This is a genomic window from Vibrio sp. SCSIO 43137 (assembly GCF_028201475.1).
GTDB lineage: Bacteria > Pseudomonadota > Gammaproteobacteria > Enterobacterales > Vibrionaceae > Vibrio.
This window is the reverse complement of record NZ_CP116383.1, coordinates 1,816,416-1,833,576: the sequence shown is the minus strand read 5'-3', so window position 1 is coordinate 1,833,576 and position 17,161 is coordinate 1,816,416. Positions and strand designations below refer to the sequence as shown.

Below are 17,161 nucleotides of genomic sequence, written 5' to 3'. Positions count from 1 at the left end.
CATGCAAGACGAACTTAAACCTCAAGAACAAGAAGCACTAGCAGCAGCCGCAGGCGCAGACATCGTGGATGACCAAGGTAATGCAGTGGAGACCGTTCCTGAAGCTGAGGCCGCCTCTGAGCACATCGAACAACCTGAAGCTGAAGAACAACCTGAAGCTGAATCTGAAGAGGTTGAAGCAGAGACAGAAGCCGAGGCTGAAGAGGAAGAAGAGGCTGAAGAAGACCCTGAAACTAAACGCCTCCGTGAAGAGAACGAAGCGTTGCGCATGGAGCAAGAGAACCGTGTGTTATTCGACGCTGTAGGCGGTCAGGAAGTCTATGATGCGATGACTAAATGGGCTGAAACAGGCCTACCAGAGCCTCAGATTGAAGCCTTTAACAATGTCATCGACAACGGCACGTTAGGTGAGAAGCAGTTCGCTGTAGCCGCCTTGCAAGCCATCTATCAATCAAACGTCGGCGTAGAAGGTCAGCTTATCGTGGGTTCAGGTGAATCCGAGACGAAAGGCTTCGAGTCAGACGAAGAGTTCTATGCAGCTCTAAACGACCCTCTCTATAAAGAGCAGAGTCCAGCAGGCGAAGCTTTCCGTGAAAAGGTAGCTAAGCGCATGGCAGCAATGCCTACTCAAACATCAATGGACGGGTGGGTTTCAGCCTAACCGTCACCCTTAATCAAACTAGAAGGAAACTTATACAATTACATTCCCAACTCAACAAGTAGTATCTCGCGTCGGTCAAGTAAACAAGGCTGGCAATTCACGTCAAATGTTCCTGAAGCTGTTCGCAGGCGAAGTCCTAACGACCTTCAAGGCAGATAACCTAGCACTAGGTCTAACTCGCGTTCGTACCATTAAGAACGGCAAGTCAGCCTCATTCCCTATGATTGGCCGTAACGGTGCGAAGTATCACACTCCGGGTACGCTAATCGAAGGTAACAAGATTGCACACGCAGAGCGCGTAGTGACTATCGATGACGTTGCTGTATCTCCGGTATTCATTGCGGATATCGATGAGGCGATGAACCATTACGACTTCCGCTCTCAGTACTCAACTGAAGGTGGTGTTGCACTGGCTGAGCTAGTTGACCGTAACATCTTCCGTATGGTCGCTAAAGCGGCTTACCTGACGAATGCTACCAAGGCAGGCGCAGCAGGTCTAACCGTACTGGAAGGCGAAGAGTTCACTAAGAACATCTCTATTGCTAAGGCTGATGGTGCTCACATCGTGGCATCTATCTTCAAGGCTCGTACCCTGTTCAAGAAAGCAAACATCAAGCAGATGCCTATCTGTGTGTTGCCGCCAGAACATTACGAGACGCTAATCAACGTTCAGGACACCACTAAGGTGACTTGGATGAACAAAGACGTGGGTGGTTCAGGTTCAACTTCTGAAGGCTCTATTGCTCGTGTGGCTGGTATCTCCCTAGTGGAATCAAACCATCTACCAATGCAAGACGAGACCCTGAAGCTGAAGGGCGACCCAGAGCCTCTAGCTGATGTAGCTGTGGGTTCAGGTAATCAAGCTAAGTATCGTGTGCAAGGTGAAGGCCTAGTGGCTCTAATCTTCACGCCTGACTGTGTGGCAACTACTAAGCTAATGGACGTTCAGACTCGCTCTGTAGACGAACCATTACGCTTGGGAACAACTATTCTATCTAAGCTTTGTGTCGGTCACGACATCCTACGCCCGTCTTGTGCGGTGGCGGTTGTCCTAACTGGCTCTAAAGCAGCAACAGCAGCTAACGACGTTGAGGTCATTGACCTAGCGGCTTAATAGCTTTCAGTAAACCTTAAAGGGGATGTCTTCGGGCGTCCCCTTTTTTTTCATAGGAGACTCTATTGAGTAAGAATAACCTAGAAGCTTTATACCCTTCGAGCTATCTCGATGCTGTTAACGAGTTACTAGCAAGCATTGGTGAAGCTCCCGTGAACACTATCGGTGAAGGCCTCTCGGAATCCCGCTTAGCTCAGCTCACCCTAGACCGTGCTTCACGTAATCTTCAGGAAAAGGGATGGTGGTTCAACACTGAGTTACTAACTATCTCACCAAACCTCCGTAAAGAACTGGCACTCCCTCGCAACACCTTATCTATTGAGTCAATGAATGGTCGCTATGTCTATCGTGACTATAAGGTCTATGACCGTGAGCAGAGTACCTTCAGGTTCGAATCTGATGTTCAGCTTAAGGTGGTACTGGCCTTGGAGTGGGACTTTATTCCACAGACGGCGCGTACCTATATCGTGCGGAAAGCCTGTCAGATGTTCCAACAGCAGACAGTAGGTAGCTCACAGATGAACGCCGAGCTACGGGAAGAAGTGCATCTAGCATACGTCGCCTTGCAAGAGGAGGAGCTAGAAGCCGTTCCAGTGAACCTGTATGACAACGCTGAGCTTATGGCTGGCGCTAACATGTACCGGAGGTAAGCTATGAGTTTAATCTCTCAACCAGTAGCAGACCTAATCGGTGGTGTCTCTGAGCAGTCGCCTATCATGCGCTATCCCAACCAAGCACAGACGCAAATCAACTGCATCAACAGCCCAGTGACAGGCATGTCGAAGAGACCTCAGACCACCTTCATTGCTGAGCTAGTAGGTCAACACATGGACTTCATCAACATGAAGACTCATATCATCCGTAGAGACTCTCGCGAGAACTACTTGATAGGGGTGGGTAATGGTAAAGTAAGAGCATGGAGTCTGGATAGTGGCGTCGAGTATCCCATAGAGGGAGGCGCGACCGAATACCTCAACGGTGACTCTCGGCCAGCTAGCGCGGCCTATCAGCTCATGACATTAGGCGACGATACATACATCCTGAATACGACAGCTTCAGTTAGGATGGATTACACCAAGCGAGAAGCATCGGGTACACGTGAAATGACTACACAGGTGTACAGGTTCTCTATTCTGGCTCGTGATGAATTGAAGCCTGATACGGATAAACCTTACTCGTCATCTCAGGTACTAAGCGCCAATATTCAAGGGATACTCCGAGTAGGCGATAAGGTCATTAGCTACAATACTGCACCTGATGGCGCTCAGCTCTACCTCAAGAACCTCTTAGCCGCTCACGGAGTATCTTCGTGGACAGCCGACCGTTACGTTTACATGGAAGTTCCGGCTAGCTGGCTGGTGAGTGTGGACGACAGCACAACCTACAGGATGTCATATACCCACACATATACCCACACATGGCGGTCAAACGGTGACGATGAGTCTGAGACCCGTTCTGAGTCATGGGAGGAGGACGAGAGGGCGCTAGGTGTTGCCATGAGTCGACACGGAGGCGAGGCTGAGCCTTTGACACCTGAATCACCTCAAGCTTATGTCTGGATTAAGCAGGCGGATTACTCGGTAAACTATGACGTAATACTGAACGGTGTAAAGGTGAGTATTAAGACACCTGAAGCCACTTCAGACCGAGCACGCGCAGGCCTAAACTCGTCATCACTAACCGACCAGCTTATCTCAGGACTGAACGCTCAGACCTCCAAGCATGGCTGCACGGTGTCACGTGTGGGACGCTGTATTCATATCCGTAACCCTTCAAACAATAAGTTCACCGTTGAGGTGGACGACGGTTTATACGGTGAAGGCCTGAAGCTAGCGCGTAACACAGTGCAGACGCAGAAGGACTTACCTCCTGATGGTATGGAAGGGTGCATCATCCATGTGACAGGTGCGGCTAATGAAGATGAGAATGACGGCTACTACGTTATCTGGGACATAGAGAACAACATGTGGCAGGAGAGTACCAAGTATGGCCTAGCCAATCACTTTGACGCTACCTCACTGCCTCACATCCTACGTCGTTACCAGAAAGAAAGTTACCAGAACAGCAAGAACCCTTACGGTATCTACTTCAAGCTTGAACACCCAGACTGGGCAGCTCGAACAGTAGGTGACGAAGAGTCATCGCCTATACCTTCCTTCTGTTCCTCACAGGATTCGAACGGCAAGATAACTGAGCCAAGGTCTATCAGGGCTATGGCATTCTACAGAGGCCGCTTGTGGTTCTTAGGTGGTGAGTACGCTTCGGCTTCGGTGACAGGTGATAACCATAACTTTTTCAGGTCTACAGCCTTGAAGGTACTGGATGATGACCCTATCGACGGCTACACGGATTTAACAGGACAGGCAGAGACCATTCACGCCGCAATCCCGTCTTCAGATAGTCTCGTAGTGTTCACCGAGAGAGGGCAGTACGCAATCAGCTCAGAGGGCTTGATGTCCCCTCTTACTTTCCAGTTCAAGCGTTCAGCTAGCTACGCTTCGGATGCCTTATGTACACCAGTGAGTTTAGGTGACCGGATTAGCTTTACGACCAGATCTTCTGAATACGTCGCTGTGTCCGAGCTTTACATAGACACTCAGTCAGGCGTACGGCAGGCCAATGAAGTAACCTCCCATTGCCCGACCTATATCAAAGGCCGTGTGCATAAGCTTTTAGCACATACAGCAGCTAACACAGAACTACTCGTCATGCGGAACAACGATGGAGGCGCTACAGGTCAACTCTTTGTCTACAACTACTTAATCAACGGTAGCGAGCGGTTGCAGTCAGCATGGTCAGAATGGCGCTTCAACAACGCATTGGTAATAGATGGTGTCTTGGAAGGTAAAGACCTTTATCTCATCCTCCAACGCCAACGTTTTAAAGAGGGCGACTCTAAGGGCACGCCGTACTTTACCATTGAGAAGATGTCATTAGGTAATGATGTTAACGAAGCCACTTACGGTCATCCCATCTACCTTGACTGTCTGCGAACTACTGAAGCTGAGCCTACGGACTTACTCGCAGGTGAGGTCAAGAAGAAGCTTGGCGGAAAGTGGCATCGAGGCTTCCCTTACTTGATGCGTTACACATTCAGCCCGTTCTTCTACAGACCTGACCCTAAAGGTGCAGGGCACTCAGGCGGTCGCTTACAGCTCCGACGTATCCATCTCAACTTCCACAAGACAACCAGCTTCGTCGTGGAGGTGGTCACTCGTGGCAGGGAGACCCGTTCGGTACTCTTCCAAGGCCGTGTATTAGGTGACCTGAAGAACATCATAGGCAAGATACCGGTTATATCAGGTGAACGCAGCTTCCCCTTGCTGGGTAGCTCAGAGTCCATCTCGGTATCAATACTGAACGACAGTGTCTTTGACTCGTGTTTCCAGTCAGCCTACTGGGAAGGTAAGTTCCACAACAGAGCAAGGATGGCCTAATGCATGTAAGACATGTTAAACCATCTGACGTGCTCTACTTAGCTCAGCACATGAAGGCTCAGGATAGGGTGGAGCTTAAAGCCGCTCTAGGCCTTGAGCCTTTAGAAGGTCTTAGGGCGTCACTGAAAGACTCTCACTTAACCCGCACCTTGGAGGTCGAGGGACAGGTGGTTGCTATAGGTGGCGTCACTAAGACGTTTCATGGCGGTCTCATATGGCTACTTACTGTAGATTCTCCAAGTGCCTTTGGGAAGACGCTTACCAAGGTGGCTTCAAAGAGGCTGGATGTTTACACGCAAGCATGTGGGATTGTTTATAACTACGTGGCTCAATCGAATAAGACGACATTACGCTGGCTTCGACGCTTAGGCTTCAAGACAGGTGACAAGTGCGTCTTTCGGGGAGAGCCTTTCATTCTAATGTATAGGAGGTAACTATAGCTATAGGAATAGCCTTCGCAGCAGCGACGTTCGTGGTCGGCATGTATCAGAGTATGCAAGCCTCGGAAGCAGCCGAAGAGTATAACGAGCAGATGCGCGATAACAATGTCATTGGTCTTATGTACAAGAACCGAGGACTAAACCAGCAACTAGCGTCAATGGAGGACGCTTACGCAGACAAGAAGCTGAACACACGGATTCAATCAGCTCAGGCGCAAAGCGCAGCCAAAGCAGCCGCAGCAGATGCAGGCGGTGGAGGTAACAGCGTAGACGCAATCATAGGTGACTTCTCGACCGAGATGTCCCGTAACCTTGCCACCATTCAGGATAACCTTGAGGCCACTCGCGCTCAGACCGCTAGTCAGGTTAATGCAAACCAATGGGGTACAGGTTCAAGTATCAAACAACAGACCCAAGACACGTCAGTAGACATCATCTCGCCCGTCATGAGCGCAGCGTCTATCTATGCGTCCAGTGAGTCTACGCTCAAGGCTGGTACTACAACACCTAAGCCGACAAGCACTAACGTAAACACAGCAGCTCGTATAGGAGGTAACTAATGAGTAGACGAGAACGTGTACAGCTAAAGCCTAACTTTGAGAACGTGCTTACACCTTCAATGCCTGTCAACCAGTTCACACCTCAGATGCGAGGGAACACGGCGACACTTCAGAAAGCACGTCAAGGGGAGCGTCAAGCTAGTGCAATAACTAAGACGCTGAGTACTGTTAATGAGGGTGTTAACCGGATGCAACTCGCTCAGTATGATGCTGATAAACGTGCAGACGCTAACGCTCAGACGCAGTACGTGAAGCAGATGGAGGAACGCTCAAAGTTCACAGAGACAAGACTGAAGGCTCACTTAGGTAAGAATGCAGCAGCTCTCTTCGACCTTAGCGCCGAGGAGCGGTTAGCTTGGTTACAGAGCGACGAGACGTCACAGAGCATCATTAAGGGGTACTCGCAAGACCCTGATGAGCTTGGGGAGTTTAGCCGTACTGTTATCGCTGGTATGTATCAGGGGTGGGCAGAGGAAGACGGTCAGAAGTTCATGGAGAAGCAGAAGAGTACCCACTTAGGTGAGACCTCGGACGCGCTCAATGGTGTTCTTGAAGGTGCGCTTGAGCCAGATACTCTAGACCAGTTCCTCAATAACTCTACGCTAATGTCAGCTACTCGTGATGATGTAGCGGGTACGCTTGTCGATGGCTTTGAGGATGCCTTTGATAACATGACTAATGCGGACTTCAAACAGGTAGAGAATCTATACGCTTACCTGAAGAAGACTGACTTAGGCTCACTAAACGAGAGCTTCAATAACACGTCAGCTAAGTATGAGGAAGGCTTCCGCAAGGCAAACATCAACGCGCTTCAATCCCTCAGTATTGACTCCACGGCTTATCTTGAAGAGAACTTCATCAAGAGCGGTAAGGTAGAGGCTCTAGGCGAATACCTTAAGCAGTTACCTGAAGGCTTCTATACCGTTGACCAGCAGCGTGGTTTCATGACTAAAGCACACGAGCAGTATGCTAAGAAGACCAAGGAGAGTCACGTCTACACGGCTCTAACGTCAGGTAACCTATTGAAGGATGCTAGTGATTTCACCGCCGCTCAGCTTAAGGCCGCCGACGAGAAGCTAGTTAGTCTGATTCAATACAATGACCAGAACGTTCCTGTTATGGAAAAGGGTGCAATGGTACGAGTCATGGATTACGTCTATGGAACGAACGGTGACCATAAAGTACCTCGCTTCACAGCGACCCTCTTCCAAGGACTGAATGAGTCACCTCTCACAGATGCCGGAGAGTTAAATCCTCGGTACGCTTCAGCCGCAGCCACGGCAGCTACACTCGCGATGAACGTCGGTCAACCTAAAGCTAAGGCCATCTTAGGCGAGGAGCGTTATAACGAGTGGCGTCTTTATGATGCCTTCACTAACTCACGCTACGGTGACCCTGAAGCCTCAGCCAGCTTTGTGCAGGTGAAGAAGCGTTATGAGGAAGCTAAGAGCAAGCGAGCTGGTACAGACATCACACGTCAAGAGCGTTCAGAGCTTATATCAGCCATGAAGAAAGAGACCGACCTAAGCACCGATGAGGTGAATACTTTCCTGCGACAGAACAAAGGGCTAGTCGAAATGACAATCCTGGGCGCACCAACGGTCGGACGTGCAGGGCAGTTATTAGCGCAGACGCGTGGTCTTGACTTCACAGAGTTCGACTCAGGGCGGGTGTTCAATGCAGGTCACGCCTTGCAATACGCAGGTCAGTTCTCAGGTAACCCTACTGAAGCCATTGATGAAGTCTTAGAGACCTACGCCGAGGCGAGTGGGTTTGAGATGGACGATGCTGTCATTGAGGTTGACCCAAGCGACTTCTTCCGGTGGGTTATCTATGACGAAGGTTCGATGGTAGGTAAAGAGATCGACATGAAAGAGCTTATCGACACTCATAACAAGGCCAAGTGGAAGACCCAGAAGCAGCTTGATGATGACCACATGAATGCCCTTCTACGTGGCCGTGACACTGACCGAGCGAACTTCCAGCAAGACCCTTATGTACAGCGAGCTAAACATGCAATGGAGACTAAATGAAGCAGTTTCAGCAGAATACACCACGTAATACCCTAGCCGAGTCAGGAGGCTCGCTAGGTCTCATGGACGGCCTAAAGCTAGGTCTACAGGCGGAAGGTCAATTCAAGCCGAGCGATGTGGAGCATCTCAAGCCTCACGCTACGATGTTCGACCCAGATTACAGAGCAGAGAACCACCCACGCTTTAAGGAACTGAAAGAGCTACCAAGTGAGACATGGGACAAGGCAGTTAATGCTACGAGCGACGAGGAGTTTGAGTACTGGCTGGAACGGGCGCAGAAGTCAACTGAAGCGCGTAATGAGCTAAGTGAACACGGCTTCCAAGGGATGCTTTACTCAGGCATCGGTAGTATGGCATCTATAGACATGTTTGCAGGTGGAGCAGGTGGGCTGGGCAAGATTAAACATGCCTCAGAGATTGTTAAGGTAGCTAACCGCTCCCGCAAGGCTCGTGCAGCGATGGTACTTAAAGATGCTATGGACAACAGCGCCGTTATGGGCGCTCTGTCAGCAGCGCGTGCCACCTCGGATAACACCTACTCAGCGTCGGACGCAATGTTTGACACGCTTTTTGTAGGTGCGGGTACAGGCCTCTTAGAAGGCGTAAGGGTAAGCAAACTGACCCGCCAAGGTAAGACCATTCAGAAGCAGATGGACAAGATACAGGCTCTTGAGAAGCAGTTAACATCCATCGAGAAGGTCACCGAGAAGACCAAGAAGCGACAGCTTGAGATAGGTGAGCAGATAACCGAGCTTGAGATGGAGCTACCAGCTACCAAGGCCGACTATGTGCCAGCCTCTAAGCGCAACCTCACGAATGATGAGCTAAGAGCTTTAAGGGACAAGAAGCTTAAGCGTAGTGAGTTGCGGGCATTAGAACGAGAAGTGCCTACGGTAACCACTCAAGGCCGTGCTACTGAGATACTCGAAAGCTTAAGAGGGCATAAGGAAGCAATGGAGGCGACGGACGTCCTCCGCAATAGACAGGCAGGTCTACCAGATGGGACAGCCGCAGACCAGCGAGCTATGACCCGACGTAACCTCATTGCGAAGGACATGGACGCCGCCTTAGAGATCTTGGCTAAGCAAGCAACCGTCGATGCACTGAGCCAGCCTAACGCCATCAAGAAGGTCATGGATGAGAACTTCGGCTCATTAGGTCTTGAGAAGGAGCTGACTCACATTGACATTGAGGACGCCCGTAAGATGCTTCAAGACTCTGTCCATCGTAAGCTCAAGGCTAAGCAGGAAGGCTACCGCAAGCTGTGGAAGGAAGCGGAGGACGATTTGAAGAAGCTTGATAAGACCCGCACTGAGTTACTTGAGAAGGCCTCACAGCCTAACAAGTCGACCAAGAAGCGAGGGGCAGGGTTCTCAGGTATAGTCTCGTATCCTATCCGTATGGCCTCAGAGCTAGGCAGGGCGATGGCCTCAGATAACGATGCGTACAGGGAGTTCGCCTCGAAGATATTGCAGGACTCAATTCATGGAGGACGCTCAGCCGCTTCAGTTACCCAGTTCAACGCTGAGGACATGATGAAGGCACTGGACGCCAAGCAGAACCGCAAGCTCATGAAGGCCTTTACTGAGGAGTTCAAAGCAGAGGTGAATCCACATGCTGACTATGACTCGATGATGGAGCACGTGTCAGACCTGATAGAGGGGTACGCACACGTACCAGAAGGTTCAGCCAGAGCCCAAGTACGTGACATCTACCGTGAGTTCTACGCTGATGCTGTGGAGCGGTATCTAGCCTATAACCCTACCTCTAAGCTGATAGCTAACAGTAAGTACCAGCGACGCCTCATTAACCGTGAAGCCATCCATAAGGCGCTAAAAGATGGTGGTGAAAGTACAGTGCTTAAGGCGATAGCCAAGGGTATTCGAAAAGCTCAGTGGGATGAACTACTGACCACACACGGTGAGGCTGATGCTAAGGCACTTATCGAGGCTTCAGCTAAGGGGTACGTTACTAAGCTTCAATCGCTACTTAACATCCGTAACGTAGACAACGCTTCCTCTATTGACTCATTGTCAGGCATGGGTGAGTTCTTAGGTGAACTTGAGCCAGAGGACGTCGTTAAGCATCTCGATAGTGAAACGCTCGGACGCCTAGCAGGGGAGAAGGGCGCTAAGACAGGCCGCCCAGACTTCCTTAAGACACGTATCCGCATGGACTTGGATGTCTCTGAGGGTGACTTGGACTTACGTTCGCTGTTCCACCGCAATGCCTTTGAGGTAGCTAACAGGTACGCTCGTGAGACATCCTCATGGATGGGCTTAGCCTCTCAGGGCATCTACACTCCGCAGGACATGGAGAAGCTACTGACGAACATCCACGTCAAGGCCAAGGGTGACCGAAAGGCCGCTAAGCAGGCTCGCAAGGCTCGCTCATGGGTAGCTCAGCTCAAGGGTGTTCCGATACACGAAGATAACTTCATGAACAATGCCATCTCAGGCCTTATGTCCTATCAGTTCATTACTAAGATGGGGGCAGCTCCGGTAATGGCAGCAGCAGAGTACGGTAGGGCGATGTCTATGTATGGCCTTGAGGCTACCCGTAACATCCCGTTCGTGTCTCAGTCCATCCGACGTATCCAGAAGATGTCGCCTAAAGAGGCCGCTCAGTATGGTGACGACCTTGCCGCTATCACTCAGTACCATCACCAGCCGTCACTCGACATGCACCGCTATGTAGACAAGGCCGAGCAGGAAGCTATCGGTAAGTTCTCAGGCATGATGAAGCAGTTAGCGAACAGATGGTCTCGCTTTACTGGGATGGAGCAGGTAGACCGTATAGGACGTTCGAGCGCGGCTTATGCTATCCATAACCGCTTAATAGGCCACCTTCTAGACGGTAAACCTTTAGGACGTTTAATCGACGCTGATTACATAGGGCTTGACCTAAAGGCACAGATGGATATCCAGAAGCTACTCAAGAAGAGTGTACGTAAAGAGCAAGGACTTGCAGGTCAATACTATCACGTTGACTTCACGCAATGGGACATGGAAACCATGCTCCGTTACAAGGAGGCTATTGATGTGGCAGCACGCCGCACCGTACAGAAAGCCTATCTAGGTGAGAACATGTTCGAGGGTGCTCACCCACTCTTACAGTTAATCACTCAGTTCCGTGGCTTCGGTATGACAGCCATAGGTAAGCAGTTTGGTGCTGACGTAGCGATGGCTCAGAAGCAGGGACTCTCAGGCTATGCCGACCTTGCTTACTCATGGTTATTCACTTCAGTAACTACCGTGCTAGGCATCGAGGCACGTAAGAGATTGCTTCTTCAAGATACCGATAAGGACACCTTTGAGAAGGACGTAGCTACTTACTGGCGTTATCACCCTGCAATGGGTTGGACACGTGACGCTTTTGATGGTGCAGGCCTCGCTATGGATTGGACAGGCGTCATGGAGCAGGACGAGTGGAATGAACGCTTCGGCGAAGTGTCCCGCTCCACCGGACTATCAAACGTAGGCCTAACGTCTACACCCGTGGGCGGCATGTTAGGAAAGGACATTCCAAACCTACTTGACGACCCTAACGTTAAGAACGCTTCTAAGCTGCTACCCGATGCAATCTACTTGCGACCGATGTACAGCCTGATGAGCGACTAATCGGAGGCTGAAGCCTCCACTCAATATAGGAGTATTATATAACCGAAACACAAACAAACGCTGAACTAGCGTATCTATCACGTGTCCATTACAAAGGCACGACAGGCTCGCAAGAGTTCCCCATCCCCTTCCGTTATGAAGACAAAGAGTCGGTAAAGGTCTTAATAAACGAACGTCCTTTAACGTACATCACAGAATACACTTTCAGCCACCAAGGGTTAATCAGGCTCGTAACCCCTCTCAATGAGCCTGCTCAGGTGACCATTAGGAGAGATACTAATCTCAAAGCACGCGCTGTGGACTTCGTCAATGCAGCGGAGCTTACGGAGCTGGATCTAGACAGGTCGGCTAATCAGGTGTTCTATGCTATGCAAGAGGCCTACGATAACGCGCTGGATACCGTGAAGAACGGGGCTGACGGCTCGCTAGACGCCCTCGGTAAGCGCCTGTCTAACCTCGGTGAACCCTTAAATCCAAAGGACGCTGTTACAAAAGGGTACTCTGACAAGCAACTAGACAGGTCAAAGACTGAAGCTGACAGGTCAAAGACTGAAGCTGACAGGTCAAAGACTGAAGCTGACAGGTCAAAGACTGAAGCTGCTAAATCAAAGACTGAAGCTGACAGGTCAAAGACTGAAGCTGCTAAATCAAAGACCGAAGCTGACCGCGCAGCCGCAGCCGTTACAGAGGCCTCTGCTACTACATTAGCCGCAGCCGTTAAAGCATCTGACAGGTCAAAAACTGAAGCTGACAGGTCAAAAACTGAAGCCGAGCGTGCCTTCTCGGAAGCCGAGCGTGCTAAGACAATAGCCGACATTGACAACGTAGCGAAGGCTATATGTCCCTACGGCGTGCCTCTCCCGTATCCCTCAGATATACCACCTGAAGGGTGGCTTATAATGAAGGGACAGGCGTTCGATCCTGTACTCTGTCCTATCCTAGCTAAGCTATACCCTAGCCATTTCCTCCCAGATATGCGAGGTAAGGCGGTTGTAGGTAAGAAGGACGGTGAAGCCGTTCTGTTCTATGAAGAAGACCACGTCAAGAGTCATAGTCATTCGGGCGCTGTGGGTGGCACGGACTTAGGGCGTAAGAATACTAATGAAACGGGGCAGCATTCACATTACACGACGCACTGGCGAGGACACTACGCGAACAATACTGAGGGCTCGGCGGGTTCACCCGGTTTCGGAGGTACTAAAAACTGGCACACGAATGCTACAGGGGCGCACTCCCATTACGTAGACATAGGTGCTCATACCCATCCTCTAGTGATTAACGCCTTTGGGGATGAGGAGAATACGATTAAGAATATCAAATATAACTGGATAGTAAGGAAGGCTTAAATGAACTACCAAAAAGAAGATTCAATCATCCATGTATCGCGCCTTGACGCTGAAGGATGGTGGCAAGGCAACTGTGATGAGTATGTATCAGCAGGTACAGCTCTAGGGAAAGAGTTCACAGAGAAAGTATACACCCCTTCAAAGGAGGGACGTACTGCCCGTTTCAGTGACGGTAAGTGGGTGGAGATAGAGGACATGACCTTAACGCCCTTTTGGGATGAATCAGGTAAGGAGCATCGGGTAACTAGGCCTGATGAGGAGATCCCTTCGTGGGGAATACTAACGCCACCTCCATCGATAGACCCTAAGACTTCCACTTTAGTGTTTAAGGGCGGATGGCACATCCATCGGCGTATGCTAGGTGAGAAGTACTGGGACAAGGACGGCAATGAGTTAACCGTGAGTGAAGAAGTCTTTAAGCTTCCTCCCGACCATACCTTCATTGCTCCTCCTAAATGTGAGGATAAGCAGCAGCCGTTACTTAAGGACGGAGTGTGGGCAGTAGTGGAAGACCACCGAGGTGCTATGGCTTATTCCAAGGAGAATCGTACTGAGTTGGACTTTGTGGTAGATGCTGTAGGTTCACTGCCAAGTACCCATACTCTAGATAAACCTTCACGTTATGACTCATGGAGTGCGTCGGGGTGGTCTTATGACAAGGAGCGGCATCGTCCTCATAAAGCGTCAAAGGAGCGTGCATGGAGGGATGAGTTACTTACAAAGACTCTTGACCGGATAGATCAGTATGAAAAGGATAAGACGTATCCCTCAGAGTTACGTACATCACCTCTATCGGAAGCTGATTACCTGAACCTACTACGTGACCGCAAGAACCTCAGTGATTACCCTTCACGTCAGGATTTCCCGTTCGGGGAACGCCCTACACTCATGGTTACTAAGGAGGCCTAATCCATCTACGTGACGGCATTATTGCCATCATTATTACAGTCCTACTCGCACTGGGAGGTGCTTCATGGCGTCTCTCAGGGCGTATCACTTCGCTTGAGGTGAACCAGAAGTATCTATTAGAACAGCGAGCCGAGACAAAGCAACTTGTAGAACTTAATCACAAGATGGACAAGCGTCTATCTATCATCGAAAACTACTTTATGAAAAAGAAGGAGTAACTAAACGACAAAACCACTTGAAGGTAAATACTTCAAGGCTCACGAACTGGCTTGCTCTTGTTGTGGCGCTCACGGTGTCACACAGGAGCTTATCGACAAGCTAGACCTACTGCGCGAGCTTTGGGGTAGACCTATTAACCTCACCTCAGCATACCGCTGTAAGAACCACAAGAACGAACGCTCAAAGACCACTATCGGCAGACACACTCAAGGTATTGCCGTGGACATTCAGTGTTCAGGGCTTCCAACTCAACTAAAACTAATCCTCTTGGCAGCGTCACTAGGCTTTAAAGGCTTCGGCGTCTCCAAGAACTTCGTACACATCGACTTAAGACGACAAGAGAGGTATTCAACATGGGATTACTAACCATTCTTAAAACTGTAGGCCTAAACGTACTAATGGCCTTCTTCGGCGAGAAACTTATCGGCAAACTTGTGTTCGGCCTGTTAGCCAAGCTAGCGGCCAGTACTAAGAACGGCCTAGATGATGAGATCGTCGCTGACGCTAAGAAACGCTTCATGGAGAAGTACTAATAGCAGAAGACCCGCAGAAACGAGCAGCTCGACAGAAGCGGTACAACGCTAGACCAGAGAACATCAAGAAACGCTCCGAGTGTAATAAGGCTCGGCGCATGATGATTAAAAAGCACGGTAAGAAGGCGGTGGAAGGGAAGGATGTTGACCACAAGGTAGCGAACAACCCGAACCGTAAAGGGAACAACTCCACTACCAACCTGCGAATCATGTCTCGGAACAAGAACCGAGGCCGTAACAATAACTAGGAGGTACTATCGCAGACGACAAGTCTAAGAAAGACATAGTTGAAGAGATGGACAAAATGCTTGCTGTAGAGCTGTTGGAGAGGGTGCGTTCAGGCGTAGCTACCTCGGCAGAACTAGCGCAGGCTCGCGCCTACCTTAACGACAACCGACATCTAATCGGCTACGCGCCAGAGCATCCCGCTCACGGCTTTGAGGAGACTCTACCTGACGTTTCCTCACTACCTGACTCATCATTCCGACACTAAGCCTAAAGCTCTCAGAGACGATCTGAGGGCTTCTTAGCGCCTATCTAAGAGGAGACTCAATCACATACAGAAACTAACCCAAGACAAGTACGTAGAACAACTTAAAGCAGACTTCCGGCTTTTCCTTTATGCAACATGGAAGCACCTTAACCTACCAGAACCCACAGAGTGTCAGTATGACATCGCAGACTACCTTCAGCATGGTGGTAAGCGTATCATCGTGCAGGCTTATCGTGGTGCTGGTAAATCATGGATTACCTCAGCCTTCGTAGCGTGGCAATGGCTCAGAGATCCTCAGTGCCGTATCATGGTGGTATCGGCTTCTAAAGAACGTGCGGATAGCTTCTCCCAGTTTACGAAGCGTCTACTACATGACATGCCTGTGCTTCAGCACTTAGCACCCAATGGTACTGGACGTGACCGGAACGACGTGTTTGATGTCGCTATTGCGGTGAACGACCATTCTCCCTCTCTTAAGTCTGTAGGTATTAATGGTCAGCTAACAGGCTCACGTGCGGACATCATCATTGCCGACGACGTGGAGGTACTGAACAACTCCGCTACTCAGGATGCGAGGGATAAGCTAGGCGAACTGGTTAAAGAGTTCGATGCTATCTTGAAGCCTCTAGATACATCACGCATCGTCTATCTGGGAACACCTCAGACTGAGATGACCGTGTACAACAACCTCGCAGAACGTGGTTACCTCATTCGTATCTGGCCTGCAATCTTCCCGACAGAGCAACAACAAGCAGCTTACGTCTTCAATGGACGTTCTAGACTAGCTCCGCTGATTCTGAGCCGAGTCGAGCTGGATGAGAAACTGATAGGCCACACTACCGACCCTAAACGCTTCTCTGATGCTGACCTAACAGAGCGGCGGATATCCTATGGTAAAGCTGGCTTCGCATTGCAGTTCATGCTTGATACTGCGTTAAGCGATGCTGAGAAGTATCCCCTTAAGCTACACGACCTGATTATCCATAACGTAGGCCGTACGAACGCTCCCGCTCACTTTGAATGGTGTAATGACCCAGACAAGCGCGTGAGGGATCTTGAGGCGCTAGGTTTGGCTGGCGACTACTATTACCGCCCACTGTGGTACTCGGACTCAATGAGAGGCTTCACAGGCCGTCTCATGGCTATTGACCCTAGTGGTCGAGGTAAGGATGAGATGTCGTATAACGTGACTTACTTCCTTAATGGCTACATTCACCTAGTGGAGTCTGAAGGCCTACTTGATGGCTACGCTGATAAGAACCTACGTCATCTGGCAGAGGTCGCTAAGAAGCATAAGGTGAACAAGGTGGTCTATGAGTCGAACTTCGGTGATGGTATGTTCGGTCAGCTCCTAAAGCCGTGGTTAACTCGAATCTATCCGGTAGAACTGGAAGAGGTGAGACATAGCCAGCAGAAAGAGGTACGCATCATCGACACATTAGAACCGGTTATGATGCAGCATCGTCTTGTAGTTGACCCGAAGGTTATCGAGAGAGACTTGGAGACTACTCAAGGCCGTGTCTATTACAGCCTGTTCTACCAGCTAGGCCGACTCACAGCAGAGCGTGGAGCACTGAAGCACGATGACCGTCTCGATGCCTTGGCTATTGCAGTGGCCTACTGGAACGAACAGATGGACGCTGATGCCGCTCAGATTGAAGCAGATATGAGGGCAGAGGCTCTTGATAAGGAACTGGAAGACTTCATTGCGTATGCTGAAGGTGATACCCATGAGCTTGAAATGGGTGACTTTGGGCTTGATTTTGGAGATACAGGAGGTTGGTTTGATTAACAAG

13 protein-coding genes and 1 pseudogene are annotated in these 17,161 nt (G+C 50.1%); all 14 read left to right on the top strand.

The window, feature by feature from the left end; genetic code table 11:
* Position 1: 1 nt before the first annotated feature.
* The 14 genes and pseudogenes from PK654_RS08525 to terL all read left to right on the top strand — a co-directional run bounded on the left by PK654_RS08525 (position 2) and on the right by terL (position 17,157).
* Positions 2–661, top strand: a complete 660-nt coding sequence (locus PK654_RS08525) for a hypothetical protein (RefSeq protein WP_271695121.1) — start codon at positions 2–4, stop codon at positions 659–661.
* 106 nt (positions 662–767) lie between these two features.
* Positions 768–1,775 carry a hypothetical protein gene (locus tag PK654_RS08520; RefSeq protein WP_271695119.1) on the top strand — a complete coding sequence of 336 codons (1,008 nt, stop codon included), beginning with the start codon at positions 768–770 and terminating at the stop codon, positions 1,773–1,775.
* A 65-nt stretch (positions 1,776–1,840) separates the two neighbouring features.
* Positions 1,841–2,425 carry a hypothetical protein gene (locus tag PK654_RS08515; protein ID WP_271695118.1) on the top strand — a complete coding sequence of 195 codons (585 nt, stop codon included), beginning with the start codon at positions 1,841–1,843 and terminating at the stop codon, positions 2,423–2,425.
* Positions 2,426–2,428: 3 nt separating this feature from the next.
* Positions 2,429–5,212 carry a phage nozzle protein gene (locus tag PK654_RS08510; protein WP_443088705.1) on the top strand — a complete coding sequence of 928 codons (2,784 nt, stop codon included), beginning with the start codon at positions 2,429–2,431 and terminating at the stop codon, positions 5,210–5,212.
* Entirely contained in the window at positions 5,212–5,646 is a 435-nt protein-coding gene (locus tag PK654_RS08505; RefSeq protein WP_271695115.1) for a hypothetical protein, read from the top strand. Before PK654_RS08510 ends, PK654_RS08505 begins: the two co-directional genes overlap by 1 nt.
* A 2-nt stretch (positions 5,647–5,648) precedes the next feature.
* Positions 5,649–6,212, top strand: a complete 564-nt coding sequence (locus tag PK654_RS08500) for a virion core protein, T7 gp14 family (RefSeq protein ID WP_443088743.1) — start codon at positions 5,649–5,651, stop codon at positions 6,210–6,212.
* Positions 6,212–8,245 (top strand): hypothetical protein, encoded by a 2,034-nt coding sequence (locus PK654_RS08495; RefSeq protein WP_271695113.1) that lies wholly within the window; start codon positions 6,212–6,214, stop codon positions 8,243–8,245. The genes PK654_RS08500 and PK654_RS08495 overlap by 1 nt, the downstream gene beginning before the upstream one ends.
* 1,055 nt (positions 8,246–9,300) lie before the next feature.
* Entirely contained in the window at positions 9,301–11,865 is a 2,565-nt protein-coding gene (locus tag PK654_RS08490) for a hypothetical protein (protein WP_271695112.1), read from the top strand.
* Positions 11,866–11,903: 38 nt separating this feature from the next.
* On the top strand, positions 11,904–13,211 hold the full coding sequence (locus PK654_RS08485) for a phage tail fiber domain-containing protein (RefSeq protein ID WP_271698840.1): 1,308 nt from the start codon (positions 11,904–11,906) through the stop codon (positions 13,209–13,211).
* 195 nt (positions 13,212–13,406) lie between these two features.
* Positions 13,407–14,120, top strand: coding sequence for a hypothetical protein (locus tag PK654_RS08480; RefSeq protein ID WP_271695110.1), 714 nt, complete (start codon positions 13,407–13,409; stop codon positions 14,118–14,120).
* A gap of 255 nt (positions 14,121–14,375) precedes the next feature.
* Positions 14,376–14,705, top strand: a pseudogene (locus tag PK654_RS23020) (D-Ala-D-Ala carboxypeptidase family metallohydrolase); the annotation flags it as partial.
* Positions 14,693–14,872 (top strand): hypothetical protein, encoded by a 180-nt coding sequence (locus tag PK654_RS08475; protein WP_271695108.1) that lies wholly within the window; start codon positions 14,693–14,695, stop codon positions 14,870–14,872. The pseudogene PK654_RS23020 and the gene PK654_RS08475, both read left to right, overlap by 13 nt.
* 295 nt (positions 14,873–15,167) lie before the next feature.
* Entirely contained in the window at positions 15,168–15,365 is a 198-nt protein-coding gene (locus PK654_RS08470; protein ID WP_271695106.1) for a hypothetical protein, read from the top strand.
* A gap of 64 nt (positions 15,366–15,429) precedes the next feature.
* The gene (gene terL / locus PK654_RS08465; RefSeq protein WP_271698839.1) at positions 15,430–17,157 is read left to right on the top strand and encodes a phage terminase large subunit; all 1,728 of its coding nucleotides are present in this window, start codon (positions 15,430–15,432) and stop codon (positions 17,155–17,157) included.
* Positions 17,158–17,161 lie beyond the last annotated feature (4 nt).

What these genes read in the sequence shown, in the direction of transcription:
- PK654_RS08490 (WP_271695112.1), top strand. Translation starts at nt 9,301, where the DNA reads ATGGACGCCGCCTTAGAGATCTTGGCTAAGCAAGCAACCGTCGATGCA.
- PK654_RS08470 (WP_271695106.1), top strand. Translation starts at nt 15,168, where the DNA reads ATGGACAAAATGCTTGCTGTAGAGCTGTTGGAGAGGGTGCGTTCAGGC.
- PK654_RS08505 (WP_271695115.1), top strand. Translation starts at nt 5,212, where the DNA reads ATGCATGTAAGACATGTTAAACCATCTGACGTGCTCTACTTAGCTCAG.
- PK654_RS08480 (WP_271695110.1), top strand. Translation starts at nt 13,407, where the DNA reads ATGACCTTAACGCCCTTTTGGGATGAATCAGGTAAGGAGCATCGGGTA.
- PK654_RS08525 (WP_271695121.1), top strand. Translation starts at nt 2, where the DNA reads ATGCAAGACGAACTTAAACCTCAAGAACAAGAAGCACTAGCAGCAGCC.
- PK654_RS08510 (WP_443088705.1), top strand. Translation starts at nt 2,429, where the DNA reads ATGAGTTTAATCTCTCAACCAGTAGCAGACCTAATCGGTGGTGTCTCT.
- PK654_RS08475 (WP_271695108.1), top strand. Translation starts at nt 14,693, where the DNA reads ATGGGATTACTAACCATTCTTAAAACTGTAGGCCTAAACGTACTAATG.
- PK654_RS08520 (WP_271695119.1), top strand. Translation starts at nt 768, where the DNA reads ATGTTCCTGAAGCTGTTCGCAGGCGAAGTCCTAACGACCTTCAAGGCA.
- PK654_RS08495 (WP_271695113.1), top strand. Translation starts at nt 6,212, where the DNA reads ATGAGTAGACGAGAACGTGTACAGCTAAAGCCTAACTTTGAGAACGTG.